21 protein-coding genes are annotated in these 24797 nt (G+C 65.8%); 11 read left to right on the top strand and 10 right to left on the bottom strand.

What is annotated here, in order from left to right; genetic code table 11:
* Positions 1 to 3 precede the first annotated feature (3 nt).
* The 3 genes from GA0061098_RS30120 to GA0061098_RS30130 form a co-directional block, all read right to left on the bottom strand.
* Positions 4 to 633, bottom strand: a complete 630-nt coding sequence (locus GA0061098_RS30120) for a cytochrome b/b6 domain-containing protein (RefSeq protein ID WP_091965028.1) — start codon at positions 631 to 633, stop codon at positions 4 to 6.
* A gap of 182 nt (positions 634 to 815) precedes the next feature.
* Entirely contained in the window at positions 816 to 1370 is a 555-nt protein-coding gene (locus tag GA0061098_RS30125; RefSeq protein ID WP_091965030.1) for a fasciclin domain-containing protein, read from the bottom strand.
* A 334-nt stretch (positions 1371 to 1704) separates the two neighbouring features.
* Positions 1705 to 2466 carry an SDR family oxidoreductase gene (locus GA0061098_RS30130; RefSeq protein WP_091965032.1) on the bottom strand — a complete coding sequence of 254 codons (762 nt, stop codon included), beginning with the start codon at positions 2464 to 2466 and terminating at the stop codon, positions 1705 to 1707.
* Between the two features lie 85 nt (positions 2467 to 2551).
* Here GA0061098_RS30130 and GA0061098_RS30135 point away from each other — a divergent pair, with 85 nt between their 5' ends.
* Positions 2552 to 4081, top strand: a complete 1530-nt coding sequence (locus tag GA0061098_RS30135) for a malonate--CoA ligase (RefSeq protein WP_091965034.1) — start codon at positions 2552 to 2554, stop codon at positions 4079 to 4081.
* A 185-nt stretch (positions 4082 to 4266) separates the two neighbouring features.
* Here GA0061098_RS30135 and GA0061098_RS30140 read toward each other — a convergent pair whose 3' ends face one another.
* On the bottom strand, positions 4267 to 5127 hold the full coding sequence (locus GA0061098_RS30140) for a sulfite exporter TauE/SafE family protein (RefSeq protein ID WP_091965036.1): 861 nt from the start codon (positions 5125 to 5127) through the stop codon (positions 4267 to 4269).
* Between the two features lie 519 nt (positions 5128 to 5646).
* Here GA0061098_RS30140 and sdhC point away from each other — a divergent pair.
* From sdhC to GA0061098_RS30190, 10 genes are all read left to right on the top strand, one after another.
* A complete protein-coding gene (gene sdhC, locus GA0061098_RS30145) occupies positions 5647 to 6045 on the top strand; it encodes a succinate dehydrogenase, cytochrome b556 subunit (protein ID WP_018318928.1) in 399 nt (132 codons plus the stop codon).
* Positions 6042 to 6446 (top strand): succinate dehydrogenase, hydrophobic membrane anchor protein, encoded by a 405-nt coding sequence (gene sdhD, locus GA0061098_RS30150; RefSeq protein ID WP_091965038.1) that lies wholly within the window; start codon positions 6042 to 6044, stop codon positions 6444 to 6446. Before sdhC ends, sdhD begins: the two co-directional genes overlap by 4 nt.
* 4 nt (positions 6447 to 6450) lie before the next feature.
* Positions 6451 to 8286 carry a succinate dehydrogenase flavoprotein subunit gene (sdhA, locus tag GA0061098_RS30155; RefSeq protein WP_091965040.1) on the top strand — a complete coding sequence of 612 codons (1836 nt, stop codon included), beginning with the start codon at positions 6451 to 6453 and terminating at the stop codon, positions 8284 to 8286.
* A 107-nt stretch (positions 8287 to 8393) separates the two neighbouring features.
* Positions 8394 to 9176 (top strand): succinate dehydrogenase iron-sulfur subunit, encoded by a 783-nt coding sequence (locus GA0061098_RS30160; protein WP_091965042.1) that lies wholly within the window; start codon positions 8394 to 8396, stop codon positions 9174 to 9176.
* A 188-nt stretch (positions 9177 to 9364) separates the two neighbouring features.
* The gene (locus tag GA0061098_RS30165) at positions 9365 to 11563 is read left to right on the top strand and encodes a hybrid sensor histidine kinase/response regulator (RefSeq protein ID WP_091965043.1); all 2199 of its coding nucleotides are present in this window, start codon (positions 9365 to 9367) and stop codon (positions 11561 to 11563) included.
* A 53-nt stretch (positions 11564 to 11616) separates the two neighbouring features.
* Positions 11617 to 13572, top strand: a complete 1956-nt coding sequence (locus tag GA0061098_RS30170) for an ABC transporter ATP-binding protein/permease (protein ID WP_091965045.1) — start codon at positions 11617 to 11619, stop codon at positions 13570 to 13572.
* Positions 13573 to 13814: 242 nt separating this feature from the next.
* Positions 13815 to 14639, top strand: coding sequence for an FkbM family methyltransferase (locus tag GA0061098_RS30175; protein ID WP_165637694.1), 825 nt, complete (start codon positions 13815 to 13817; stop codon positions 14637 to 14639).
* 20 nt (positions 14640 to 14659) lie between these two features.
* Complete coding sequence (locus tag GA0061098_RS30180) at positions 14660 to 15046, top strand: VOC family protein (protein ID WP_018318935.1); 387 nt, start codon at positions 14660 to 14662, stop codon at positions 15044 to 15046.
* A gap of 84 nt (positions 15047 to 15130) precedes the next feature.
* Entirely contained in the window at positions 15131 to 15373 is a 243-nt protein-coding gene (locus tag GA0061098_RS30185; RefSeq protein WP_026202099.1) for a hypothetical protein, read from the top strand.
* A 186-nt stretch (positions 15374 to 15559) separates the two neighbouring features.
* Positions 15560 to 17746: an OmpA family protein gene (locus tag GA0061098_RS30190; RefSeq protein ID WP_091965048.1), complete on the top strand. Its 2187-nt coding sequence runs from the start codon at positions 15560 to 15562 to the stop codon at positions 17744 to 17746.
* Positions 17747 to 17808: 62 nt separating this feature from the next.
* Here GA0061098_RS30190 and GA0061098_RS30195 read toward each other — a convergent pair whose 3' ends face one another.
* From GA0061098_RS30195 to GA0061098_RS30220, 6 genes are all read right to left on the bottom strand, one after another.
* The gene (locus tag GA0061098_RS30195; RefSeq protein WP_091965050.1) at positions 17809 to 19566 is read right to left on the bottom strand and encodes an alkaline phosphatase; all 1758 of its coding nucleotides are present in this window, start codon (positions 19564 to 19566) and stop codon (positions 17809 to 17811) included.
* A 104-nt stretch (positions 19567 to 19670) separates the two neighbouring features.
* Entirely contained in the window at positions 19671 to 21008 is a 1338-nt protein-coding gene (gene argG, locus GA0061098_RS30200) for an argininosuccinate synthase (protein WP_091965052.1), read from the bottom strand.
* Positions 21009 to 21101: 93 nt separating this feature from the next.
* Positions 21102 to 21878 (bottom strand): phosphatase PAP2 family protein, encoded by a 777-nt coding sequence (locus tag GA0061098_RS30205; protein WP_091965053.1) that lies wholly within the window; start codon positions 21876 to 21878, stop codon positions 21102 to 21104.
* 157 nt (positions 21879 to 22035) lie between these two features.
* The gene (locus tag GA0061098_RS30210) at positions 22036 to 22530 is read right to left on the bottom strand and encodes a hypothetical protein (RefSeq protein WP_091965054.1); all 495 of its coding nucleotides are present in this window, start codon (positions 22528 to 22530) and stop codon (positions 22036 to 22038) included.
* Positions 22531 to 22681: 151 nt separating this feature from the next.
* A complete protein-coding gene (gene rlmN / locus GA0061098_RS30215) occupies positions 22682 to 23887 on the bottom strand; it encodes a dual-specificity RNA methyltransferase RlmN (protein WP_091965056.1) in 1206 nt (401 codons plus the stop codon).
* A gap of 237 nt (positions 23888 to 24124) precedes the next feature.
* Positions 24125 to 24772 (bottom strand): invasion associated locus B family protein, encoded by a 648-nt coding sequence (locus tag GA0061098_RS30220; RefSeq protein WP_091965058.1) that lies wholly within the window; start codon positions 24770 to 24772, stop codon positions 24125 to 24127.
* Between the last annotated feature and the right edge of the window lie 25 nt (positions 24773 to 24797).

Here is a 24797-nt window from a genome sequence, read left to right on the forward strand (position 1 = left end):
TCCTCAGCGGCCGATGATCATGGCGCGCAGGCTCTTCGGCACGAGCAACGCGAGCAGGACGTGAACGACGAGGAACGCGCAGATCGCGGCCATGCAGAAGAAATGGATGTAGCGCGCGGTCGGGTAGTCGCCAAACAGCGTGACCAGCCAATGCAGCTGAACCGGCTTCCACATGCCCAGCCCCGTGAGCACGATCAGCACGCCGACCACGATGATGCCGGCATAGAGCAGGCGCTGCACGTAATTGTAGACGGTGAGGTCGTCATGGCCGAGCTTGAAGGTCAGCGCTGCCCTGACGTCATGGAGCACGCCTGACGGGGTGATTGGAAACAGTTTCTTGCGGAAGCGGCCGGTGGCGAAGCCCATGATGAGATAGGCGAGGCCGTTGATCATCAACAGCCACATCGCGGCAAAATGCCAGAGCAGGCCGCCGCCGAGCCATCCACCGAGCGTGTACTCGCGCGGAAAACTGAAGCCGAACAGCGGCGAGGCATTGTAGATCTGCCAGCCCGACAGGATCATCAGGATCATGGCCAGGGCATTGACCCAGTGCATGACGCGGACCCAGGCCGGCTGGATCACTTTGCCCGGGGCGGCGCTGACCTGCTCGTCGGTGACTGTGAGGCTCGACATGATGGTTCCGTCCTGGACGTCGTGTGACACCGATTATACGCCGATGCGCCCGCTTTCGTTACGCCCTGTCCGCCATCGAATCGATAGCGTCGGGCTATGGCGGTCACAATAAAGCGAGCCGGGTGCCCCCGGCTCGCCGTTTCGTCGCATCCTGTTCGGGGATGAAACAGGATCGCGCGGTGTTACGTCGCCGGCATCAGCACGGTGTCGACCACATGGATGACGCCGTTGGACTGGTTGACGTTGGAGATCGTGACCATCGAGGTGCCGCCCTTGGCATCGACGATCCAGGTCTTGCCGTCCATCTTCTTGACCGTCAGTTCCTCGCCTTCGGCGGTCTTCAGCTTCTTGCCCTCGGTGAGGTCGGAGGCCTCGAGCTTGCCGGGCACGACATGGTAGGTGAGGATCTTGGTCAGCGTCGCCTTGTTCTCGGGCTTGACCAGATTGTCGACGGTGCCGGCCGGCAGCTTGCCGAAGGCGGCGTTGGTCGGCGCGAACACCGTGAACGGACCCTTGCCTTCCAGCGTCGGCACCAGGCCGGCCGCCTTCACCGCCGCGACCAGCGTGGTGTGGTCCTTCGAATTGACCGCGTTCTGGACGATGTTCTTGGACGGGAACATCGCGGCGCCGCCGACCATGACGGTCTTCTCCTCAGCGCGGACAGGCGCGACGACGGTCGCGGTGATGGCCAGTGCGCTGACGGCGGCGGCGGCGAGATAGGCAATGCGCTTCGACATGGAAAGTCTCCCGATTGAATTGTAACCGGCGATGGCCGGTCTTGAGTTGGGGCAACAACGGCGGCTGCGACCTGTTGGCGTGAAGCAGCAGCGCCGTCGTTGGACCGAACTACGGGAGGATTCGCCGTGCGGTTTCGGAGAAAAATTCTTTGTGATGCGTGAAACTATGGGGCGGCGTGTCCGTGTGATGCGCGAGCACGCCAAGCGGACGGTGCCGTAGGGTGGGCAAAGCGCAGCGTGCCCACCAACCGCAAATGGAGAGAGGTGGTGGGCACGGCGCTTCGCGCCTTTGCCCACCCTACGGCAATGTGCCCGTTGAGACAGTGTACGAACCTCAATCCCTGTTGTTCGGCGTCTGGATGAATCCGCGATTATGCGTCGGGCTGATCAACACCTCGTTGATGCAGACCCGGGCCGGCATGCTCGCGATGAAGGCGATGGTGCGACCCAGATCTTCGGATTGCAGCATCCTGGCCTGCTCGTCCTCGCTCGGTACCACCGGGCGCAATTTCAAGATCGGCGTCGCCACCTCGCCCGGCATCAGGCAGCAGGCGCGCAGCCCGTTGACGCATTCGTCCATGTTGAAGGAATGGGTCAGCGCCAGCACCGCATGCTTGGTCGTGGTGTAGGCCGGGCCCGGCATCTTCGAGACGTGGCGGCCAGCCCAGGACGAGACGTTGATGATCGCGCCGTCCTGCTGCTTGCGCATCGTCGGCAGCACCGCGCGCATGCAATAGAGCACGCCGTTGAGATTGACCTGGACCAGTCTGTCCCAGCCCTCCAGTTCCATGTCCTTCCAGCTGCGCTTGGGAACATTGATGCCGGCGTTGTTGACCAGGAGGTCGATGCGGCCGTGCCTGGCGACGATCTGATCGGCAGCTTTCTGGGCTTCCGCAGCGTTGGAGACGTCCAGCGCGATGGCCTCGGCCGCACCGCCCGCCTTGCCGATTTTGGCAACCACGGTATCCAGGGCGTCCTTGCGCCGGCCCGAGACCACCACCGTCCAGCCGTCGGTCGCCAGCGCCTCGGCGCCGGCCTCCCCGATCCCGCTGCCGCCGCCCGTGACCCAGGCCACGCGTTTCCCAGCTTTTGTCATGCAAACTGTCTCCGTTGCTTCATCGGGGCGGTTTTTGCTAATCCAGCCCTCGGTTTGACCGGCCTTCGCCGGCGAGGAATGTTGCATGAACCCAGCTGCCAACGCCAACCTGTTCTCCCGCCTGTTCGACGGCCTGGACGATCCGAAGCGCCTCGCGATCGAGACGCATGACGGCGGCCATATCAGCTATGGCGAGCTGATCGCGCGGGCCGGGCAGATGGCGAATGTGCTGGTCGCGCGCGGCGTGAAGCCGGGCGACCGCGTCGCGGTGCAGGTCGAGAAATCCGTTGCCAATATCGTGCTGTATCTCGGCACTGTCAGGGCCGGCGCGGTCTACCTTCCGCTCAACACTGCCTATACGCTGAACGAGCTCGACTACTTCATCGGCGATGCCGAGCCGTCGCTGGTGGTCTGCGATCCCTCCAAGGCCGAAGGCCTCGCCCCGATCGCCGCCAAGGTGAACGCCGGGGTCGAGACGCTCGGAGCTGACGGCAAGGGCTCACTGACCGAGGCCGCCGACAAGGCCAGCAGCGAATTCACGACTGTCGCGCGGGCGAACGACGATCTCGCCGCCATCCTCTACACCTCGGGCACCACGGGCCGCTCCAAGGGCGCGATGCTGACGCATGATAATCTGGCGTCGAACTCGCTCTCGCTCGTCGGCTACTGGCGCTTCACCGACAAGGACGTGCTGATCCACGCGCTGCCGATCTATCATACCCACGGCCTGTTCGTGGCGACCAACGTGACACTGTTCGCCCGGGCGTCGATGATCTTCCTGCCGAAGCTCGATCCGGATTTGATGATCAAGCTGATGGCGCGCGCCACGGTGCTGATGGGCGTGCCGACCTTCTACACGCGCTTGCTCCAGAATCCTGCGCTGTCGAAGGAGACGACCAAGCATATGCGGCTGTTCATCTCGGGCTCGGCGCCGCTGCTGGCGGAGACCCATCGCGAATGGTCGGCGCGCACGGGGCACGCGGTGCTCGAGCGCTACGGCATGACCGAGACCAACATGAACACGTCGAACCCCTATGACGGTGAGCGCGTGCCCGGCGCAGTCGGCTTTCCCTTGCCCGGCGTCTCCGTGCGCGTGACCGAGCCCGAGACGGGCAAGGAGCTGCCGCGCGAGGAGATCGGCATGATCGAGGTCAAGGGCCCGAACGTCTTCAAGGGCTATTGGCGCATGCCGGAGAAGACCAAGTCCGAATTCCGCGACGACGGCTTCTTCATCACGGGCGATCTCGGCAAGATCGACGCCAAGGGCTACGTCCACATCCTCGGCCGCGGCAAGGATCTCGTGATCTCCGGCGGCTTCAACGTCTATCCCAAGGAGATCGAGAGCGAGATTGACGCCATGCCGGGCGTGATCGAATCCGCCGTGATCGGCGTGCCGCACGCCGATTTCGGCGAGGGCGTCACGGCGGTACTGGTCTGCAACAAGGGGGCGGACGTCACTGAAGCCGCTGTGCTGAACGCGCTCGACGGACGGATCGCAAAGTTCAAGATGCCCAAGCGCGTCTTCGTGGTCGACGAGCTGCCGCGCAACACCATGGGCAAGGTACAGAAGAACATCCTGCGGGATACGTACAAGGATATTTACGCGAAGAAGTGAGGGGACTCGTCGCAGGTTGCGACGAGGAGCATCCACAAAACACGCTGTCATGCCCCGGCTTGACCGGGGCATCCAGTACGCCGCAGCCTTTCGAGGCAAGCACTGCCGTCTCTGGAATACTGGATCGCCCGATCAAGTCGGGCGATGACGGCGGAGTGTGTGGTAAGCGCTATGGCACACGCCACTCACAGCCCGCCGACCAGACTCATCACAAACCGGCTGCCGACGATAAACAGATAACACCCGAACGCGACTTCCAGCGTCCGCTTCGACATCGCATGCGCGGCTCTCACGCCCAGCGGCGCGGTGACGAGGCTCATCGGCATCACCAGCACGGCGCCGATCAGCGAGACGTAGCCGAGCGCGAATGGAATTTGCAGGGCTGCGACGGCCGGATAGTTCGCCGCCGCCGGCCAGCCCGCATAGATGTAGCCGAGCGCGCCGGGGATCGAGATCAGCACCGCGAGCGCCGACGACGTCGCCACCGCCTGGTGGATCGGACGGCCGTAGAACGTCATCAGCAGGTTCGAGAACAGGCCGCCGCCGATGCCCATCAGCGTCGAAAGAATACCGACGCAAAAGCCGTAGGCGCGCATCAGCGGGCCCTTCGGCAGGTCGTCGCCGAACTTCCAGCCCTCGCGCGCGAAGATGAGACGGGCCGCCGCGGAATAGGCGACGCAGACGAACACGATCTTGAACAGCCGCTCCGGCGCATAGCGCGCGATGACGCTGCCGGCGACCACGCCGATCACGATCGGCAACCACCAGACCCTCAGGATGGCCGTGTCGACGGCGCCGCGCTTGTAATGCGCCTGGAACGAACGGATGGAGGTCGGGATGATCACCGCGAGCGAGGTGCCGATGCAGAGCGGCATGCGCACCTCCAGCGGCACGCCGGCGATGCGAAAGCATTCGTAGAACACCGGCACGAGAATCGCGCCCCCGCCGATGCCGAACACGCCGGCCAAAAATCCCGAAAGCGCGCCGGTTGCGATCAGCAGCAGCGCGAGCTCGACGATGTCCTTGATATCAAGTCCTGCAATCACCCCTGACCTGCCCCGGCGACTGGTCGCAACTTCTCCGAGACGAGGGTTCGAAGACGGCTGCGTTCCGCAGCTTTAGGCGATCTGGGTTGTTCGGTCGACGCACGGGACGTCCCGGCTGGGGTGGAATGCGGGCTGCGCATATCCGCGGTTCCAGCGAAACCGAGCCAGCGTGCGGCGGCCCGAGTCGCCTTGGCCCTAGAGAGGCGGCTAGGCCGACACGGACCGATTGGTGCGAGCGGCAAGCGGCGGGCAGTGGGTTAGAGGCGTTCCAATAGTGATTTCAATGCGCCCTGCGCACGCCACGAAGTAATGAATTAGTATTCTTAGTTTCGCTGGCGGACCGACGCCCTGGTATACCAAGCCCCTGATTGGCCTTGCTTCATCAAGGCTCTAGAGCTGAACCACGATTCGATTTATGGCAATTTGGAGATTGCACAGGCCAAATCGACTCCGTAAATAGAGCCGACCTTTCCGATCCCCGCGCGCCCCCTGCTGGGCCGCCATAAAACATCAAAGCCCATGACCGCACGGATCGAACGACCCCTCTCGCCGCACATGCAAGTGTACCGCTGGACGCTGACGATGGCTCTGTCCATCATCCATCGCGCCACCGGTATTGCCCTCTATTTCGGAACCCTGCTGCTGGTCTGGTGGCTGGTTGCTGCGGCTTCCGGCCCGGCGGCTTACGCGCACGTCCAGGCCTTCGCCGGCAGCATCATCGGGCGGCTGATCGTGTTCGGATACACTTGGGCGCTGATGCACCATATGCTCAGCGGCATCCGGCATTTCGTGTGGGACCTCGGCTACGGCTTCAAGGCCAATGAGCGGGAAGCGCTGACCTGGGGCGCCCTGATCGGCGGCATCGCGCTGACGGTGCTGATCTGGATCATCGCCTATGCGAACGGAGGTGGACGATGAGCGCATCCGAAACGCCGAAGCGCAGCCTGCGCACCCCGCTCGGCCGCGTCCGCAATCTCGGCGCCGCGCATTCCGGCACGTCCGATTTCTGGCGCCAGCGCATCACAGGCGTCGCCATGACGCTGCTGATGATCCCGGCGCTGGTGATCATCGTGATGCTGCTCGGCCGCAACCAGGTCTACGCTGCGCAGACCCTGAGCTCCATTCCCGTCGCGGTGATCCTGCTCCTCTTCATCTTCGCCAGCGCCTGGCACATGAAGATCGGCATGCAGGTGGTGATCGAGGACTACGTCCATAACGAGAAGCTGAAGCTCGTCTCGATCATGCTCAACAATTTCTTCTCGGTCGCCGTGGCGCTCGCCTCGACCTACGCGATCCTGAAACTGTCCTCCGGAGTGTAACCCCATGGCCACCACAACGAATGGCACGGGCAACGGCGCTCCCGCCACCAACGGCAAAGCCTATCCGATCGAAGACCACACCTATGACGTCGTCGTGGTCGGCGCCGGCGGCGCGGGTCTGCGCGCCGTGGTCGGCTGCGGCGAAGCGGGCCTGCGCACCGCCTGCATCACCAAGGTGTTTCCGACCCGTTCGCACACGGTGGCGGCGCAGGGCGGCATCTCCGCCTCGCTCGGCAACATGCACAAGGACGACTGGCGCTGGCACATGTACGACACCGTGAAGGGGTCGGACTGGCTCGGCGACCAGGACGCGATCGAATACATGGTGCGCAACGCGCCCGAGGCGGTCTACGAGCTCGAGCATTGGGGCGTTCCGTTCTCGCGCACCGAGGACGGCAAGATCTATCAGCGCCCGTTCGGCGGCATGACCATGGACTACGGCAAGGGCCAGGCGCAGCGCACCTGCGCCGCCGCCGACCGCACCGGTCACGCCATGCTGCACACGATGTACGGCCAGTCGCTGCGCCACGCCGCCGAGTTCTTCATCGAGTTCTTCGCCATCGACCTGATCATGGACGACCAGGGCACCTGCCGCGGCGTCATCGCGCTCAAGCTCGACGACGGCACGCTGCACCGCTTCCGCGCCCAGACCGTGATTTTAGCGACCGGCGGCTACGGCCGCGCCTACGCCTCCTGCACCTCGGCCCACACCTGCACCGGCGATGGCGGCGGCATGGTGCTGCGCGCCGGCCTGCCGATGCAGGACATGGAGTTCGTGCAGTTCCACCCGACCGGCATCTACGGCTCGGGCTGTCTCGTCACCGAGGGCGCCCGCGGCGAAGGCGGCTATCTCGTCAACTCCGAAGGCGAGCGCTTCATGGAGCGCTACGCGCCGTCGGCCAAGGACCTCGCCTCGCGCGACGTCGTCTCGCGCGCGATGACCATCGAGATCCGCGAAGGCCGCGGCGTCGGCAAGAAGAAGGACCACATCTTCCTGCACCTGGACCATCTCGATCCCGCGGTGCTGGCCGAGCGGCTGCCGGGCATCTCGGAATCCGCAAAGATCTTCGCCAATGTCGACGTGACGCGCGAGCCGATCCCGATCGTGCCGACCGTGCACTACAACATGGGCGGCATCCCCACCAACTATCACGGCGAAGTCCTGACCAAGAAGGACGGCGACGACAACGCCATCATCCCCGGCCTGATGGCGATCGGCGAAGCCGCCTGCGTCTCCGTGCACGGCGCCAACCGCCTCGGCTCCAACTCGCTGATCGACCTCGTCGTGTTCGGCCGCGCCGCAGCGCTCCGCCTCGCCGAGAAGCTCACGCCCAACGCCAAGCAGCCGGAGCTGCCGGCGAACTCGTCCGAGCTCGCGCTCGGCCGCCTCGACCATTACCGCTACGCCTCCGGCGGCACGCCGACCGCAAAGCTGCGCGAAGGCATGCAGCACGTGATGCAGAGCAATTGCGCGGTGTTCCGCACCGGCGAAGTCCTGAGCGAGGGCCAGAACCTGATCGAGAAGGTCCACAGCGGCATCACCGACATCGCCGTGTCCGACCGCTCGCTGGTGTGGAATTCGGACCTCGTCGAGACGCTCGAGTTCGACAATCTGATCTCGCAGGCGGTGGTGACGATGAACTCGGCCGCCAACCGCACCGAGAGCCGCGGCGCGCATGCGCGCGAGGACTTCTCCGACCGCGACGACAAGAACTGGATGAAGCACACGCTGGCCTGGCTGGACGATGCCGGCAAGGTCAAGATCGAGTACCGCCCGGTTCACGACTACACCATGACCAACGACGTGCAGTACATCCCGCCGAAAGCGCGTGTGTACTGAGCGAACAGTAGCCGTCATTCCGGGGCGATGCGCAGCATCGAGCCCGGAATCTCGAGATTCCGGGTCTGGTCCTTCGGACCATCCCGGAATGACGAAAGGTTAGAGCAATGGTTGAATTCGCACTTCCGAAGAACTCCAAGATTTCCGGCGGCAAGACCTGGCCGAAGCCCGCGGGCGCGACCGAGACCCGCGAGTTTCGCGTCTATCGCTGGAATCCGGACGACGGCAAGAATCCGAGCGTCGACACTTATTACGTCGACACCAACGATTGCGGCCCGATGGTGCTGGACGGCCTGATCTGGATCAAGAACCACATCGACCCGTCGCTGACCTTCCGCCGCTCCTGCCGCGAAGGCGTCTGCGGCTCCTGCGCGATGAACATCGACGGCCAGAATACGCTCGCCTGCACCCGCTCGATGCACGACGTGAAGGACGGCGCGGTGAAGATCAATCCGCTGCCGCACCAGCCGGTCGTGAAGGACCTCGTCCCCGACCTCACCAACTTCTACGCCCAGTACGCATCGGTCGAGCCGTGGCTGAAGACGACCTCGCCGACGCCGCAGAAGGAATGGCGCCAGACCCACGAGGATCGCGAGAAGCTCGACGGCCTCTACGAGTGCATCCTGTGCGCCTGCTGCTCGACCTCGTGCCCGAGCTATTGGTGGAACAGCGAACGTTATCTCGGCCCCGCCGCGCTGCTCCAGGCCAATCGCTGGGTGTCCGATTCGCGCGACGAGGCGACCGGCGAGCGGCTCGACGACCTTGAGGATCCGTTCCGCCTCTACCGCTGCCACACCATCATGAATTGCGCCAAGGCCTGCCCGAAGGGACTGAACCCGGCGGAAGCCATCGCCGAGCTCAAGCTCAAGATGGTCGAGCGCCAGATCTAGAGACGCGGCTCATGGTTCCTGTCCCGGCCAGTCCGGCCGGGACATTCCGAGATCGCAGTCAATTCGAGTAGAATTTTCTCCGACCCGCGGTGCGCGTAAGTTACAGGCGCACAACCAGCGGTTCCGGCACAAGTTGCTTCCTTCCCCGCGCGAGATTCAGTTAAGCTCCCGTCAGGGACGGAGCGACTGTGCAGAGGGCGCAACGCAACTCGCTGAGACTGTTGCAGTGGATGATGGCGGCATCCCTGGCGCTGCCGGTTGCGCTGTTCGCGATCACCTCCGCGATCTCCTACGGCTCGACCAGGGACACCGCCGACCGGGAGATCGAGCGCACGCTCGACGTCGTGCATGAGCACGCGCTCAAGGTGTTCGAGACCATCGACCGCAGCCTTGCCGAGCTCAACGAGGTGGTCCGCGGCCTGCCCGACGACATCATCCGCGCGCGCGAGCCGGCGCTGCACCGCCGCCTGAAGCGGCTGACCGACTCGCTGCCGCAGCTCAAATCGGCCTGGATCTTCGACGCGGACGGAAAAGCGCTGGTCAACAGCCTGGCCTCACCACCGCCGGAGCTCCGCTTTGCAGACCGCGACTATTTCTACGCTCATGTCGACCAGACCATCGGCACATTCATCGGCACGGCCCTGACGCCCCGTCCGCCCTATCAGGGCGCGCGCTTCTTCGGGGTGAGCCGCCGCCGCGACTCCGACGACGGCGGCTTCATCGGGGTGATCCAGGCCTCTGTCCTGCCCGAATATTTCGAGAGTTTTTATGCGCGGATCGGTTCCGATGCCGGCAGCTTCTTCACGATGGGACGCACGGACGGCGTGCTGCTCGCGCATTTCCCGCGGCTCGACCGCGACCTTCGGCTGGATCCGACCGGACCGGTCGGCCGGGAAATCGCGGCCCACCCGGAGCATGGCCTCATCACCGTCGCCTGGCCGTCCGACGGGATCGAGCGTCGCATCGGCTACCGGCGCGTCGCCGAATATCCGATCTATGTCAGCGCCGGGCTCGAGACGTCGGCGATCCGCGCGCGCTGGCTTGCCACCATGGGCCAGCATCTGGTGTTCGGCATTCCCGCCACCGCGCTCCTGTTTCTACTGTTGGCGCTTGCGTTACGGCGCACCCAGCACCTCCAGGCCGAAGCCGCCAAGCGGCGTGAGGCCGAGGAGGCACTCAAGCACAGCCAGCGCCTGGAGGCGCTCGGACAGCTCACCGGCGGCGTCGCGCATGATTTCAACAATCTGCTGACGGTGATCCGCGCCTCGGTCGACCTGTTGAACCGGCCGCAACTGACGGAGGAGCGGCGGCAGCGCTACATCACGGCCATTGCGGACGCGGTGGCGCGCGCGGCCAAGCTGACCTCGCAGCTGCTCGCCTTTGCGCGGCGCCAGACCCTGAAGCCGGAGGTGTTCGACGTCGGCGAGCGGATGCAGGCGCTGCACGACATGCTGGCGCCGCTGCTGGGGCCGGCCATCGAGATCACCATGCGCCTGCCCACCGAGCCCTGCCTCGTCCATGCCGATGCCGGCCAGTTCGAGACGGCGCTGATCAACATGGCGACCAACGCGCGCGATGCCATGCAGGGCAAAGGCAGGATCGTTTTCGCGGTCGAGGCCGCGACGACCGTTCCGGACACGCTGGCCCATGCCCCAGGCAGCCAGAACTTGGTAAGCCAAAGCTTGGGAAGCCAGAGCTTGGCAAACCAGAACCTGGCAAACCGCGGCTTCATCAGCGTGACCGTCAGCGACACCGGCATCGGCATTCCGGCCGCCCGACTGGAGCGCATCTTCGAGCCGTTCTTCACCACCAAGCAGGTCGGCCACGGCACCGGCCTCGGCCTGTCCCAGGTGTTCGGCTTCGCCCGGCAATCCGGCGGCGAGGTGACGGTGACGAGCGAGGTCGGGCACGGAAGCACCTTTGCGCTCTATCTGCCGCGCGTGCCGCCGGACCTGCTGCCGCAGCGGCAGGCGCCGAACACGGCGCCGGCGGTGGCCGGCAGCGGCATGTCGGTGCTGCTGGTCGAGGACAATATCGAGCTTGCCAATTTCGCCGCCGATGGCCTCACCGAGCTCGGCTACAGCATCACGCTGGTCGACAACGCAACCGACGCGCTCGCCGAGCTCGTCATGGACGCGGATCGCTTCGACGTCGTGTTCACGGACGTGGTGATGCCTGGAATGACCGGGCTCGATCTGGCGCAGGCGATCCGCGACCGCGGCATCGACGTGCCGGTCGTGCTGACCACGGGCTACAGCCAGGCCCTGTCGCAAGACGGCGTGACCGGTTTCGAGCTCGTGCAGAAGCCCTATTCGATCGAGGAATTGTCGCGCGTTCTCCACCGGGCGGCCCGGATCCGGCGCGTCCGGGACGGCGCCGCCGAATGAGGTGCCAAGCGGAACCCGAGGGAACCGGTTGATTTCCTTCGCGTTGTCCGCTCATGCAAAAGCCGGCCGCCAAGCGCGAACAGGGCCCCAAACCGCCCATCGTCGGGATCAAGGGGGAGAATGGCGACGAGGTCGCCGCGCCACCGCCGGAAGTGCTCGAGCCTGACCCGGAGCTAACGCCCGAGGAAGCCGAGCAGGCCCGCAAGGATTATCTGCTGACGCGGTTCTGGATCAGCGCGCGCGGCTTCTGGGGACGCAACGGCGATCGCCTCGCCTGGCCGTTCTCGCTCGGCCTCGGCGCGCTGATCGTCCTGACCGTCGGCTTCCAGTACGGCATCAATGTCTGGAACCGGGCGATCTTCGACGCGATCGAGAAACGCGATGCGACCACCGTCTTCCATCTCACCGCGTTGTTCTTCCCGCTTGCGATCGGCAGCATCGTGCTCGGCGTCATCCAGGTGTTCGCGCGCATGGGCATCCAGCGGCGCTGGCGGGCCTGGTTGACTGCGAGCGTGCTGACGCGGTGGCTCAATAACGGGCGCTATTACCAGCTCAACCTCGTCCGCGGCGACCACGAGAATCCGGAATACCGGATTGCGGAGGATCTGCGCATCGCGACCGATTCGCCGGTCGATTTCCTCGCGGGCGTCACCTCGGCGCTGCTGTCGGCCGCGACCTTCATCGTCGTGCTCTGGACCATCGGCGGTGCGCTCACCGTCACGCTTGGCGGATCGACGCTCACCATTCCCGGCTTCCTCGTGATCGCCGCGATGCTCTACGCCGCGATCGCGTCCGGCTCGATCCTGGTGATCGGCCGTCAGTTCGTCCAAGTCTCCGAGGACAAGAACCAGGCCGAGGCCGATTTCCGCTATACGCTGACACGCGTGCGCGAGAACGGCGAGAGCATCGCGCTGCTCGGCGGCGAGGAGGAAGAGCGCGACGGCATCGACCGCAATTTCACGAGCGTGCTCAGGCAATGGGCGCGGCTCGCCGGCCAACACATGCGCACCACGCTGGTGTCGCAGGGATCGAGCCTGGTTGCGCCGGTCGTGCCGCTTTTGCTTTGCGCGCCAAAATTCCTCGACGGCAGCATGACGCTGGGACAGGTGATGCAGGCGGCCTCCGCCTTCACCATCGTGCAGAGCGCGTTCGGCTGGCTGGTCGACAATTATCCGCGGCTCGCGGACTGGAATGCCTGCGCGCGCCGCATCGCCTCGTTGATGATGTCGCTCGACGGCCTCGAACGCGCCGAGCAAGGCGATGGCCTCGGCCGCATCAAGCGCGGCGAGACCCGCAACGACGCCATGCTGGAGATGAAGGATCTCTCGGTCACACTCGACGACGGCACGGCCGTGGTCGGCGAGACCGAGGTGGTGATCGAGCCCGGCGAACGGCTGCTGGTCGCCGGCGAATCCGGCACCGGCAAGAGCACGCTGGTGCGCGCGATCGCAGGCCTCTGGCCCTGGGGCGGCGGCAGCGTCAATTTCCATGCCGACCGGCGCCTGTTCATGCTGCCGCAGCGGCCCTACGTGCCCTCCGGGTCGCTGCGCCGCGCGGTCGCCTATCCCGGCGCCGCCGACCACTGGACCGTGGAGGAGATCGGCGAAGCCCTGCACAAAGTCGGCCTCGATCATCTCAAGGAGAAGATCGAGGACGAGGGTCCGTGGGACCAGACGCTATCAGGCGGCGAGAAACAGCGTCTCGCCTTCGCGCGACTGTTGCTGCACAACCCCGATATCGTCGTGCTGGATGAGGCGACCTCGGCGCTCGACGAGAAGAGCCAGGACAAGATGATGAAGACGGTCACCGACGAGCTGCCGAAGGCGACCATCGTCAGCGTCGCGCATCGTGCCGAGCTGGAAGCCTTCCACAGCCGCAAGATCGTTCTGGAGCGCCGCAAGGGCGGCGCCAAGCTCGTCAGCGACATCGAGCTGATCCCGCGCAAGGGCAAGCGCCGGCTGCTCGGCCGATTTCTGCGGCAGCGCAAGGCACCGAAGAAGGCGGCGTGAGGAAAGCTACATCACGCACACTCTCTCCGTCGTCCCGGACAAGCTGCGTGCAGATCCGGGACCCATACCCACAGAGAGGAGTTTGGCGATGACTCGGAGTGCGCATCTCGCATCAGACTCCTCCCTGGGGTTATGGGTCCCCGCCTTCGCGGGGACGACAGCGAGATTGTGGCTCGCATCGAGCGTTGGAGTCCCGCGCAAAACCGGCTATGCATGCGCCGCTTGCAACGAGGATCGCCTGCTTGACGACCGACAACGCCCCTTCGTCCGCGCCGTTCGGCGCGTTTGCGCCCAATGCGGCGCAGGCTGCGATCATTCGCCTCGCACAGCAGTCGGGGCTGAAGCGCGGCGCGTTCCGGCCCTGGATGTCGCGGCTGGTCAACCTGCTGCGCGGTGGCCCGGTCGACGTGCAATATCAGGGCGCATCGTTCCGCCTCTATCACCAGGGCAGCGCGACCGAGCGCGGCGCACTGTTCAATCCCGATTATAATCTCGACGAGCTCGAGTTCCTGCGCCAGCATACCCCGGCGGGCGGCACCTTCGTCGACGTCGGCGCCAATGTCGGCACGTTTGCGCTGGTGATGGCGCGGCAGGTCGGCACCACAGGCAAGGTGGTCGCGATCGAGCCACATCCGCTGACGTTTGGACGGCTTTCGTTCAACCACGCCGCGTCGAAGACGGCGCAAGTGCGCCTGGTGCAGGCTGCGGCCGGCGACAGCGACGGCGAGCTGATGATCGAGAGCGGCGGCGGTAATCTTGGCGCCACGCACGTCGTCACCGGCACGGCGAGCGCCGAGGCGATCAAGGTGCCGTCGCTGCGGCTGACACGCATTCTCGACGAAGCCGGCGTCCGCCAAGTCGATTCGCTGAAGATCGACGTCGAGGGTTTTGAGGACCGCGTGCTGATCGGCTTCTTCCGCGATGCGCCGCCCTCGCTATGGCCGCGCGCGGTCGTCATCGAGCATCTGTCACAAAACGAATGGCAGCAGGATTGTATTGCCGACATGGTCGCGCGTGGATTCGCGATCATACGCAAGACACGAAGCAATACGTTCCTCTCACGCTGACAAGGACGAAGGAGGTTACGATGATCGACCATCTGGGTTTCTCCGTCTCCGACTATGAGCGCGCCAAGGCGTTCTACGCCAAGGCGCTGGCTCCGCTCGGCTACGGCCTGATCATGGAGGTCACGGCGGAGCAGACCGGCCACGCTGCCGCCGCCGGCTTCGGCGCCAACGGTAAGCCGGATTTCTGGATCGGCGGCGAAGGCGCCATGAACAAGCCGGTGCATGTCGCGATCGCGGCCAGGGACCGCGCCACCGTCGACGCGTTCTACAAGGCGGCCATTGCGGCCGGCGGCCGCGACAACGGCCCGCCCGGCATCCGCCCGCATTACCATGCGAACTACTACGGCGCGTTCGTGCTCGACCCTGATGGCCACAACATCGAGGCCGTGTGCCACGCGCCGGAATAAGGCAGATCCAGCGCGGCGCGATGAGGGAACATCGGCGCGGCATCCTCGTTGTCTTTCTCCGGACAACTGCTCCCGATGATGCCGATGCCGATCGAACCGCCCGAGATTCCACCGGCAACACCGGGGACTCCAGCCGAACCGCCGCCCGGCATTCCGCCGGGCAATCCGCAGCCTGAAATCACGCCGCCGGTGCGCGAACCCGGCTCGCCACCGCGGCCCGACGAATTGCCGGGCCGCATGCCTGAAGAGATTCCATCGCGCGGGCCGAACGGGCCGCTGACGCCGAATCCCGCGACGGATGCAATTCCGCCGCGGGATCGCGCATGAAGCGGCCGATCACATGTGGGGCAATTGCAACCAGCGTCTGAATGCGCAATGAACGTTGCCGCAGTGATGTGATTTCCGTGCAGAAATAAATCGGGCAGCGACCGCTTCGCCCGCCACAATCCGGCCTAACGCGTAGCTGTTCATCCCAACACTTCGTCAAAGAACCTTCCGGGGAAGTTCACCACCATGACCAATCTTCGTTTCGTGCTGCTCGCGACGACGGCTCTGACCGCGATGCAATTCGCAAGCTCCGCATCGCAAGCGCAAAGTGCGCCGCCGCTCGTGGTCGCACAGGCGCAGCCTCAAGACACGGGCCCTGACGGAAAACCGAAGCAGCCGCCGAAGGGACCCGCGGCTGCGCCGCCTGCTGGGCCCGCGCGCCCGGCCGCTCCGCCGCCCGCCGCTGCACCGCCCCACCCGCCCGCTGCGCCGCCGCCGGCCGCCGCACCGCCGCGTCCCGCCGCGCCGCCACCGCCTCCGCCGCCACCTGCGGCGCGTCCGGCCCCTCCGCCGCCACCTGCGGCGCGTCCGGCCCCTCCGCCGCCACCCCCGCCGCCTGCCGCACCGAAGCAGCCGTCGCCGCCTCCGGCCGCGGCGCCGCAGCAGCACGCCCCGACACCGCCGCCTCCGACACCGCCTGCAGCGCGCCCGGCTCCGACGCCGCCGGCACCGCCTCCCGCTGCGGCGCCGCAGCAACACGCGCCGACACCGCCGCCTCCCGCCGCTCGTCCGACTCCGACACCTCCGCCACCTCCTCCGGGCCCCGCGGGGCGGCCCGCGCCTGCGCCGACCGCGACGCCCGCTGCTCCTCCGCCCGCAGCGCCGACGGCACGACCGGGAGCGCCTGCTCCAACCGCCACACCTGCCCCGACTGCAACACCTGCACCGACGGCCACGCCTGCGCCGGCTCCGGGCAGCACGCCCGGCGCGCCGCCGGCTGGACGCCCCGGTGCACCCCCGCCCGGACGTCCCGGCGCGCCCCCGGCCGCAGGATCGCCCTCGCCAGCTCCGGGTGCGACGCCCGCTCCAACGACGACGCCGACACCGGGCGCTGGCACCCCGCCCCCGCCGTCCGGCCGTCCGGGCCCGGCCCCCGCACCTGGCGCAACCCCGGCTCCCACGGCAACGCCGGCCCCTGGCGGCGCTGTGACGCCGGCGCCAGGACGGCAGGGTGGCACGCCTCCTGCGGGCGCGCCCGCTGCCGGAACACCGCCTGCGCCGCCGCAGGCTGGCGTCCCGCCCCGGCCCACACCTCCCCCCGGCGCCGCGGCGCCAACCGTCGTTCCCGGCACGCCGGCCGCAGCGCCGCCGCCGAACAGGGCGCAATACGCCCCGCCAACGGTCGGTCCGGCCTTCCGCGCCGCGCCGACGGTTGCAGCTCCGCTGCCGCCGCCGCCGCGTCCGCAGCAGCGTGACCTGACGCCGCTTGCGATCGGTGCGGGCGTAGTGGCCGGTGCCGTGGTCGGCGCGACCATCGCGGACTACCGCAACCAGCGACGCGAGGTCGTCGAAGGCGGCCGCACCGTCTACACCGAGCCGGACCGCATCATCATCCGCGACCCCGGTGGCCAGGAGTATGTCCGCGGCAACGATCTCTATCGCTTCCGCTATGGCGCCCGCGACATCCGTACCGAGACGGTCGGCGGCGAAACCCGCACGGTCGTGATCCGTCCTGATGGCAGCGAGGTGATTACGGTGGTCGGAACCGACGGTCAGATGCTGCGGCGAATCCGCAGGGACCAGCGCGGACGCGAGCTCGTCATCATCGACAACACCTACCGCGATCCGCAGGCGGTCGGCGGCTTCTATGTCGACGTGCCGCCGCCGGTGGTCAACATGCCCTACGATCGCTACATCGTCGACGCCGAGGAGGCCTCGCCGGACGTGATCTACGAGACGATGCGGGCACCGCCGGTGCAACGGATCGCACGACGCTACTCGCTCGACGAGATCCGCTACAGCCCCAATGTTCGCATGCAGATGCCGAGCATTGACGTCAACACGATCACTTTCGAGACGGGATCGTGGACCATCCCGCCCGATCAGGCGGCGCGGCTGCAAGTCATCGCCGACGGCATCAACCAGGCGATCCAGGCCAATCCGCAAGAGGTGTTCCTGATCGAGGGCCACACCGATGCGGTCGGCAACGACGTCGACAATTTGTCATTGTCGGATCGCCGGGCGCAGGCCGCCGCCGAATTGCTGACCCAGCAATTCAATGTGCCGGCGGAGAACCTGCAGTCGCAGGGCTACGGCAAGCAGTACCCGAAGGAGCAGACGGACGGCCCAAGCCGCATCAACCGCCGCGTCACCGTCCGCCGCATCACCCCGCTGCTCAACGGCGGCCAGGCCAGCGCGGCCCCGCCGCGCTGAGGCGAAAGCACGAACGCAAATGGCCGGGAGCGATCCCGGCCATTTTTTGTTGGCGCGGCGAGCTACCGCCCGGCAGCGAGCCCAAGCGCGTCGGCGATGACGCGAAACACTTCGGTATTGTCCATCGAGCCATGCACGCGATCGCTGCCCGGCCCGGCCGCCGTCAGGATGACGTCCTCGCCCGAATGCACGCTGGCGCCGATCAGCGCCGGCAGATTGCCGAAGCGCAGCACGACGCCCGGGACGTCCTTGTATTTGTCGTTGGCCTTGAAGGTCGCATTGTCTTCACCCTTAACGGTCGGCTCGTTGGGATTGTCGAGCTTCGGGCGGAAAGTCTCGTAATGATCCGGCAGGCTGGCCGAGAAGATGGCAAGCCGCCGGCTCACGTCGATGCGGGCCGGATAACCCTCCGCATCCGGCGCCGGATAATTCGGGAATCCGGCCTGGTCGTAGACGCCGACGCGCTCGCGCAGCGACACGTTGGGCGCGGTGCCCATGTCGTCATTCACCGTGCCGACGAGACTGTTGGGATGATTGTGGTCCGCCAACACCAGGATGAGGGTGTCCTCGCCACGCGCGCCTGCCCATTCACGGGTCTGGCGCACCGCGTTGTCGAGCATGATCGTGTCGAAGACGGCGCGCTCCATGTCGAGCAAGTGCGCGTATTTATCGATCATTCCGGACTCGACCATCAGGAAGAAGCCAGCCTCGTTCTTCGCCAGGATGTTCAGCGCTGCCTGCACCTGCTCGGTCAAGTCAGGCTGCTCGGGAAACTTCTTCACGCCGCCACCTTTGAGGAATTTGCGGTCAAGCACGCCGTCCATGTTGCCGGTGGCGAACAGGCCAAGCAGCTTGCCCGCCTCCGGCTTTGCGGCAGAAGCGCTGAGCTCGGCCGCGGTGGTCGCGACCTGATAGCCTGCGTCACGAAACTTCGCGATGTAGTCGGTCTCGTCCTTGCGCTTGGAACCGGCGGTGGATTTCGGCAGGAAATTCGCGCTGCCGCCGCCCATGAGAACATCAGGCTTCGCCGTGAAGAATTGCTCGACGATCTCGTCATAGGCCGCGCGCCGGCGCGTATGCGCGACCATCGCCGCCGGCGTCGCGTCCTCGATCTCGGTGTTGGTGACGATGCCGATCGCCATGCCGAGCCGCCTCCTGGCGAGGCTCGTGATGGTTTCGACCCGGGGATCGTCGAACGGGCTTGCGGTGCGGTCCGCATAGACGCCGAGGGCGTTGACGGCACTCTTGTGCCCGGTCGCATAGGCGCTGGCCGAGTTCGCGGAGTCCGTGATGATCGAGTCCGAGCCCGCGGTCGCCACCAGTGCCATGTGAGGCATGTCGTCGATGGCGAGCTTGCCGCGGCTCTTGCCCTCCGAAATGCCCTTGGACAGGATTCGGGCCGCGACCCGATGCGCCGGCGACATGCCGTCACCGATGAACAGGATGACGTTCTTCGCCCTGCGCGGACCCGTGTCGTAGACCGTCCATTTGACGCTGCGCTGGCGCGTGCCGTCGCTCACATCCACGGCAAAGCTACCAGGCGTGGTCAGCGTGACGTCGCGCAGGATCAGCGCCGACTGCTCCTTGCCGTCCTCGCGCTCGATGAAGGTCGCCGAACGGCCGAACGCGGTCGCGTAATCCGCGCCGTTCACCGTGACCTTCAAGCTGGCGGGATCGACCGGCCCGGGGAATTCGACCTTGAAGTCGAACTGGGCTCCGGCAAGGATCTCGGCACGATCGATCGGATAGATCGTCTGTGCCGACAGTGACGTTGTCCAAAGCAAGACGATGAGAGAGGCGACGGCCGATCCCTTGACCATGTTCGATGCTCCGCGATGCCCATTCAGGGGGAAGCGGGGAGCCTAACGGCCGAGGATGACACCGTCATTATGTCGCGCATCGCCCGATCGGGCGGCAAAAGGCCTCAACCCTTGTCGCTCTCGAGCCGGAAGATCTGCGAGCCTTCGCTGCCCGAGAGCAGGCCGGTGTCGCTGTAGAGCTTCAGCTTGGTCCGGGTGTCGGCGATGTCGAGGTTGCGCATGGTCAGCTGGCCGATGCGGTCGGCTGGCGAGAACGCGGCGTCCTCGACCTTCTCCATGCTCAGCCGCTCCGGCGCATAGGTGAGGTTCGGGCTCTCGGTGTTGAGGATCGAATAATCGTTGCCGCGGCGCAGCTCCAGCGTCACCTCGCCGGTGACGGCGCGCGCGACCCAGCGCTGCGCAGTCTCGCGCAGCATCAGCGCCTGCGAGTCGAACCAGCGGCCCTGATAGAGCAGGCGTCCCAGACGCATGCCGCTGATGCGGTACTGCTCGATGGTGTCCTCGTTGTGGATGCCGGTGACGAGGCGCTCATAGGCGATGTGCAGCAGCGCCATGCCCGGCGCTTCATAGATGCCGCGGCTCTTGGCCTCGATGATGCGGTTCTCGATCTGGTCGCTCATGCCGAGGCCGTGACGGCCGCCGATGACGTTGGCTTCCAGGAACAGCGCGACGGGATCGGCGAAGGTCTGGCCGTTGAGCGCGACTGGCTGGCCTTCCTCGAAACGAACCACGACTTTCTCGGCCTTGACGGCGCAGTCGTCGCGCCAGAACGGCACGCCCATGATCGGGTTGACGATCTTGATGCCGCTGTCGAGGCTCTCGAGGTCCTTGGCTTCGTGGGTGGCGCCGAGCAGATTGCTGTCGGTCGAATACGCCTTCTCGGCGCTCATCTTGTAGGCAAAGCCCTGCGCGGTCATGAATGCCGACATCTCGGCGCGGCCGCCGAGCTCGTCGATGAACTGCTGGTCGAGCCAGGGCTTGTAGATCTTCAGGCCGGGATTGGTGAGCAGGCCGTAGCGGTAGAAGCGCTCGATGTCGTTGCCCTTGAAGGTTGAGCCGTCGCCCCAGATGTTGACGCCGTCTTCCTTCATCGCCGCGACCAGCATCGTGCCGGTGACGGCGCGGCCGAGCGGGGTGGTATTGAAATAGGTGATGCCGCCGGTCGAGATATGGAAGGCGCCGGACTGGATCGCGGCGATGCCTTCATGGACCAGCTGCGTGCGGCAATCGACGAGCCGGGCCTTCTCGGCGCCGAACTCCATCGCCTTGCGCGGGATCTCGTTGTAGTCGGCCTCGTCGGGCTGGCCGAGATTGGCGGTGTAGGCGTAGCAGCGCGCGCCCTTCTGCTTCATCCAGAGCAGCGCCGCAGAGGTGTCGAGGCCGCCCGAAAAAGCGATGCCGACTTTCTCACCCTTGGGCAGGCTTTTCAGGATCGTGGTCATGGCGCTTCCAATCGGGTCTCAAGGGGCTGATGTCATGGACGGGTTGACCGCGCGAATATCAAATTTCGCGGGGCTCGGCACCCATTTAATGGCTTAAACCGAGGGTTCGGGACCGGACTTGCGGCCGAACAGGCGCCGGCGGAGCCGGTAGGCGGGCATGTTCAGCCGGGTCAGGGCGGCATCGACCGCCTCGTCCGAGAACCGGGTCCGTGGCCAGCGGTAGATCAGCGCGTAGGCAAACCAGATCACGACGAAACTGACGAGGCCGGCGATCGCCACATCGGTGAGAAAATGGCCGCCAAACGCCATCCGCAACCCGCTGGTGACGGCGCCGAACACAACCGCGCCGGCATAGGCGAGCGGCCGCCATGCCGGCGGCGCCAGCGCGGCCGGCGCCAGCGTCCAGAACGCGGTCGCGCCCTCGCCCGAGAAGAACGAGCAGTTGCGCACGCAATCGCCGCGCGGATCCCACCACGCCACGAACTGCTGGTCGCCGGCAAACTGCGTCACCACCACCGGGCGCGGGCGGCCCCAATAGGTCTTGAAGGTGAGGTTGGTGAGGATGCCGGCCGACATGATGATCGTGACCAGCAGAAACACGATCGCGCGCCCCGACACCATCAAGGGACGGTCGGGCCGGATCATCTTGACCACGAGCGCCACAAGCGAGGGCAGCACGAAGGCCCAGGCGACCCACATCGCGGCGTCCCGCGCAAAGCCCGCCCAGTCGTTCAGCTTGAGCGGAAAGGTTTTGGTTTGGGGGTCGAAGAACAGCGACGCGAGCTTGAGATCGAGCTCGGGATAGAGGCCGAAAACAACGCCGATCACGAGCCACAGCGCCAGGGCGATGAAGAGTCCAGTCCGGTTCATGGCGCGCGGTTTAGCGGAGTGGAGAGGCGATGGAAACCCTTGCCAGGGTCATTCCGGGGCGGCTCGCAGAGCCGAACCCGGAATCTCGAGATTCCCCGGTGCGCAGTTGCGCACCTGAGGTCTGGTCCTTCGGACCATCCCGGAATGACGAAGCAACCTACCGCGCGTCCGGCCTCGAATTCGACGGCAGCGGCGGAGGCGGCCGGCGCGGGGGCGGCGGGATGCGCCAGGCGCCGGCATTGCGGCCGGCAATCAGCCAGTAGACCACGCCGGCGACGATGCCCGCGCCGGTCATGATCTCCAGATGGCGCCGCACGATGCCTTCGAACTGAAACGTGTCGGAGTGAAAGGGAACGAGGCCGAGATAGCAGGCAAGCCCGACGAGGCCGCCGCCAACGGCATAGGCGAGCGCGCTGCGGATGTAGAGGGCTTCGGTGATGGCAACGATCACTGCCGCCGGCACCAGCGCAAAGCCGGAGATGAAGACGAAGCCGAAGCCGAGCAGGATGTCGATCGCGCCCTGATCGACAGGGCCGGCGCCGAGATCGGCGAACTCCGGAAACAGCAGCGCGACGACCACGATCATGCCGCCGACGAAACAGGCGGCAAGGAAGCCGATGAAGATGACGATGAGGCGGCCGATCAGGGACATGGGATCAGCAGGTTGCCGATCAACGGCGTCGCGACGCTCACGACCGTCATGCCCGGGCTTGACCCGGGCATCCACGACTTTCGTGCTCGCCGCTCGACGTGGATGGCCGGGTCAAGCCCGGCCATGACGAGCATTGAGGATGTTGCCATCCTCAATCCGTCATCGCCATAGCGCGCAGCGCCTGGCGTTCGCGTGCGCTGAGCTTCTCGGTCTCCGACTTGAGCTGGCCGCAGGCGGCGAGGATGTCGCGGCCGCGCGGCGTGCGCACCGGCGAGGAATAGCCGGCATTAAAAATGTATTCGGAGAATTTCTCGATCTGGTCCCAGTCCGAACATTCATAGGCGGTGCCGGGCCAGGGATTGAACGGGATCAGGTTGATCTTGGCGTGAATGCCCTTGAGCATCTTCACCAGCAATTTTGCATCGTCGAGCGAATCGTTGACGCCCTTGAGCATCACATATTCGAAGGTGATGCGGCGCGCATTCGAGGCGCCGGGATAGTCGCGACAGGCCTGCAGCAGATCCTTGATCGGATATTTGCGGTTGAGCGGCACCAGCTCGTTGCGCAGCTCGTCGCGCACCGCGTGCAGCGAGATCGCGAGCATGACGCCGATCTCCTCGCCGGCGCGCACGATGTTCGGCACCACGCCCGAGGTCGACAGCGTGATGCGGCGGCGAGAGATGCCGATGCCTTCATTGTCGCCGACGATCAAGAGCGCATCGCGCACCGCGTCGAAATTGTAGAGCGGCTCGCCCATCCCCATCATCACGATGTTGGTGACGCGGCGCGTGCCGTCCTCACGGTCGGCCCAATCATTCAACCGATCCCGCGCCACCATGATCTGTCCGACGATCTCACCGGCGGTGAGGTTGCGCACCAGGCGCTGCGTGCCGGTGTGGCAGAAGGAGCAGTTCAGCGTGCAGCCGACCTGCGAGGAGACGCAGAGCGTGCCGCGATCGGTCTCGGGAATGTAGACGCACTCGACTTCATGAGCGCGCTCGACATTGTCGCCGCTCGGCAGACGCAACAGCCATTTGCGGGTGCCGTCGTTGGAGATCTGCTCAGCCACGACTTCGGGCCGGTCGACCGTAAAATGCTGCGCGAGCTCGGCGCGAATGCCCTTCGAGATCGAGGTCATGTCGTCGAAGCTTTGAGCGCCGCGGAAATAGAGCCAGTGCCAGAGCTGCTGCACGCGCATCTTGCGTTGCGCCGGCGCGACGCCGATCTCGCCGAGGCGATCGGCAAGCTCCGTGCGCGACAGACCGATCAGCGAAGGCCTCGCCGGCGGCACATAGGTCTCGAGTGGCGTCTTCTCCACCAGGATTGCGTTATGCGGCTCGGTCGTCGTCGGTTGCATTGAATGGACCTAAAGGTTTTGTGTCGTTTCGGAATGGTCCGAAGGGATCGCAAAGCGACCCTGAGGACCAGACCTCAGGTGCGCAACTGCGCACCGGGGAACCTCGAGATTCCGGGTTCGATGCTGCGCATCGCCCCGGAATGACGGAAGAAATCTGGAACCGGCCCTATATAGCAACCGGAACAGCCGATTGCGACCGTGGCTGTCGCTTAGCCTTAAAGGACTAAGCCGAGAGGCTTACCGCCGGCAATCCTGGGCGATCTTGTCCAGCGCCTGGGCGAGGCCTTTCAGCGAGAACGTGTCAGTCGTCTCGGTGCCCTTGGCCGAGACCCCCTTGACGACCAGCTCGGCGGATTTGCGCATGGCTTCGACCATCCGCTCCTCCTCGGCGGCGTTCTTGATCCAGAGGCCGTCGCCCTGCGTATACATCGCGAAGGCGGCGCCGCCGACCTCGACCGACGATTCCGAGCCCGGCTTCAGGGCGTAGCCGATCATGACCGAGACTTCGTTGTTCACCTTCTCGGTCGGACGGGTCGAGACGAAGGCATAAGCGGGATCGCGCGGCCGATTCGGCGGATTGGTCTTCGACGACGAGGGTTTTGCCAGCGCGAAGCAGACCTTCTTGCCGTTGGGGGTGGCCGAATAAGCGCCCCAGGTGCCGAACTGGCCGATCAGGGTCGGCTCCGCGCCCCCCGCAACCGCGGCGGGCGGGGCCGCAGGCTTGCTCTCGGGCTTTGCCGCGCTCTTTGCAGCCGTATTGGCCGCCGGAGCCGCAGACTTCGGTGCGGCCTTCGGCGCCGGTTGCGCCGTCTGCGCTCGCGCAAGATCGGCGATCCCGCACGTCATCATGCCGATCATCAAAGCTAAAGATAGCACCCGCCACATGCTGGAGTGGTTCCCTCAATATTGT

The organism is Bradyrhizobium shewense (assembly GCF_900094605.1).
GTDB lineage: Bacteria > Pseudomonadota > Alphaproteobacteria > Rhizobiales > Xanthobacteraceae > Bradyrhizobium > Bradyrhizobium shewense.

What these genes read in the sequence shown, in the direction of transcription:
- GA0061098_RS30120 (WP_091965028.1), bottom strand. Translation starts at nt 633, where the DNA reads ATGTCGAGCCTCACAGTCACCGACGAGCAGGTCAGCGCCGCCCCGGGC.
- GA0061098_RS30125 (WP_091965030.1), bottom strand. Translation starts at nt 1,370, where the DNA reads ATGTCGAAGCGCATTGCCTATCTCGCCGCCGCCGCCGTCAGCGCACTG.
- GA0061098_RS30130 (WP_091965032.1), bottom strand. Translation starts at nt 2,466, where the DNA reads ATGACAAAAGCTGGGAAACGCGTGGCCTGGGTCACGGGCGGCGGCAGC.
- GA0061098_RS30135 (WP_091965034.1), top strand. Translation starts at nt 2,552, where the DNA reads ATGAACCCAGCTGCCAACGCCAACCTGTTCTCCCGCCTGTTCGACGGC.
- sdhC (WP_018318928.1), top strand. Translation starts at nt 5,647, where the DNA reads ATGACCGCACGGATCGAACGACCCCTCTCGCCGCACATGCAAGTGTAC.
- sdhD (WP_091965038.1), top strand. Translation starts at nt 6,042, where the DNA reads ATGAGCGCATCCGAAACGCCGAAGCGCAGCCTGCGCACCCCGCTCGGC.
- sdhA (WP_091965040.1), top strand. Translation starts at nt 6,451, where the DNA reads ATGGCCACCACAACGAATGGCACGGGCAACGGCGCTCCCGCCACCAAC.
- GA0061098_RS30160 (WP_091965042.1), top strand. Translation starts at nt 8,394, where the DNA reads ATGGTTGAATTCGCACTTCCGAAGAACTCCAAGATTTCCGGCGGCAAG.
- GA0061098_RS30170 (WP_091965045.1), top strand. Translation starts at nt 11,617, where the DNA reads ATGCAAAAGCCGGCCGCCAAGCGCGAACAGGGCCCCAAACCGCCCATC.
- GA0061098_RS30180 (WP_018318935.1), top strand. Translation starts at nt 14,660, where the DNA reads ATGATCGACCATCTGGGTTTCTCCGTCTCCGACTATGAGCGCGCCAAG.
- GA0061098_RS30185 (WP_026202099.1), top strand. Translation starts at nt 15,131, where the DNA reads ATGCCGATCGAACCGCCCGAGATTCCACCGGCAACACCGGGGACTCCA.
- GA0061098_RS30190 (WP_091965048.1), top strand. Translation starts at nt 15,560, where the DNA reads ATGACCAATCTTCGTTTCGTGCTGCTCGCGACGACGGCTCTGACCGCG.
- GA0061098_RS30195 (WP_091965050.1), bottom strand. Translation starts at nt 19,566, where the DNA reads ATGGTCAAGGGATCGGCCGTCGCCTCTCTCATCGTCTTGCTTTGGACA.
- argG (WP_091965052.1), bottom strand. Translation starts at nt 21,008, where the DNA reads ATGACCACGATCCTGAAAAGCCTGCCCAAGGGTGAGAAAGTCGGCATC.
- GA0061098_RS30205 (WP_091965053.1), bottom strand. Translation starts at nt 21,878, where the DNA reads ATGAACCGGACTGGACTCTTCATCGCCCTGGCGCTGTGGCTCGTGATC.
- GA0061098_RS30210 (WP_091965054.1), bottom strand. Translation starts at nt 22,530, where the DNA reads ATGTCCCTGATCGGCCGCCTCATCGTCATCTTCATCGGCTTCCTTGCC.
- rlmN (WP_091965056.1), bottom strand. Translation starts at nt 23,887, where the DNA reads ATGCAACCGACGACGACCGAGCCGCATAACGCAATCCTGGTGGAGAAG.
- GA0061098_RS30220 (WP_091965058.1), bottom strand. Translation starts at nt 24,772, where the DNA reads ATGTGGCGGGTGCTATCTTTAGCTTTGATGATCGGCATGATGACGTGC.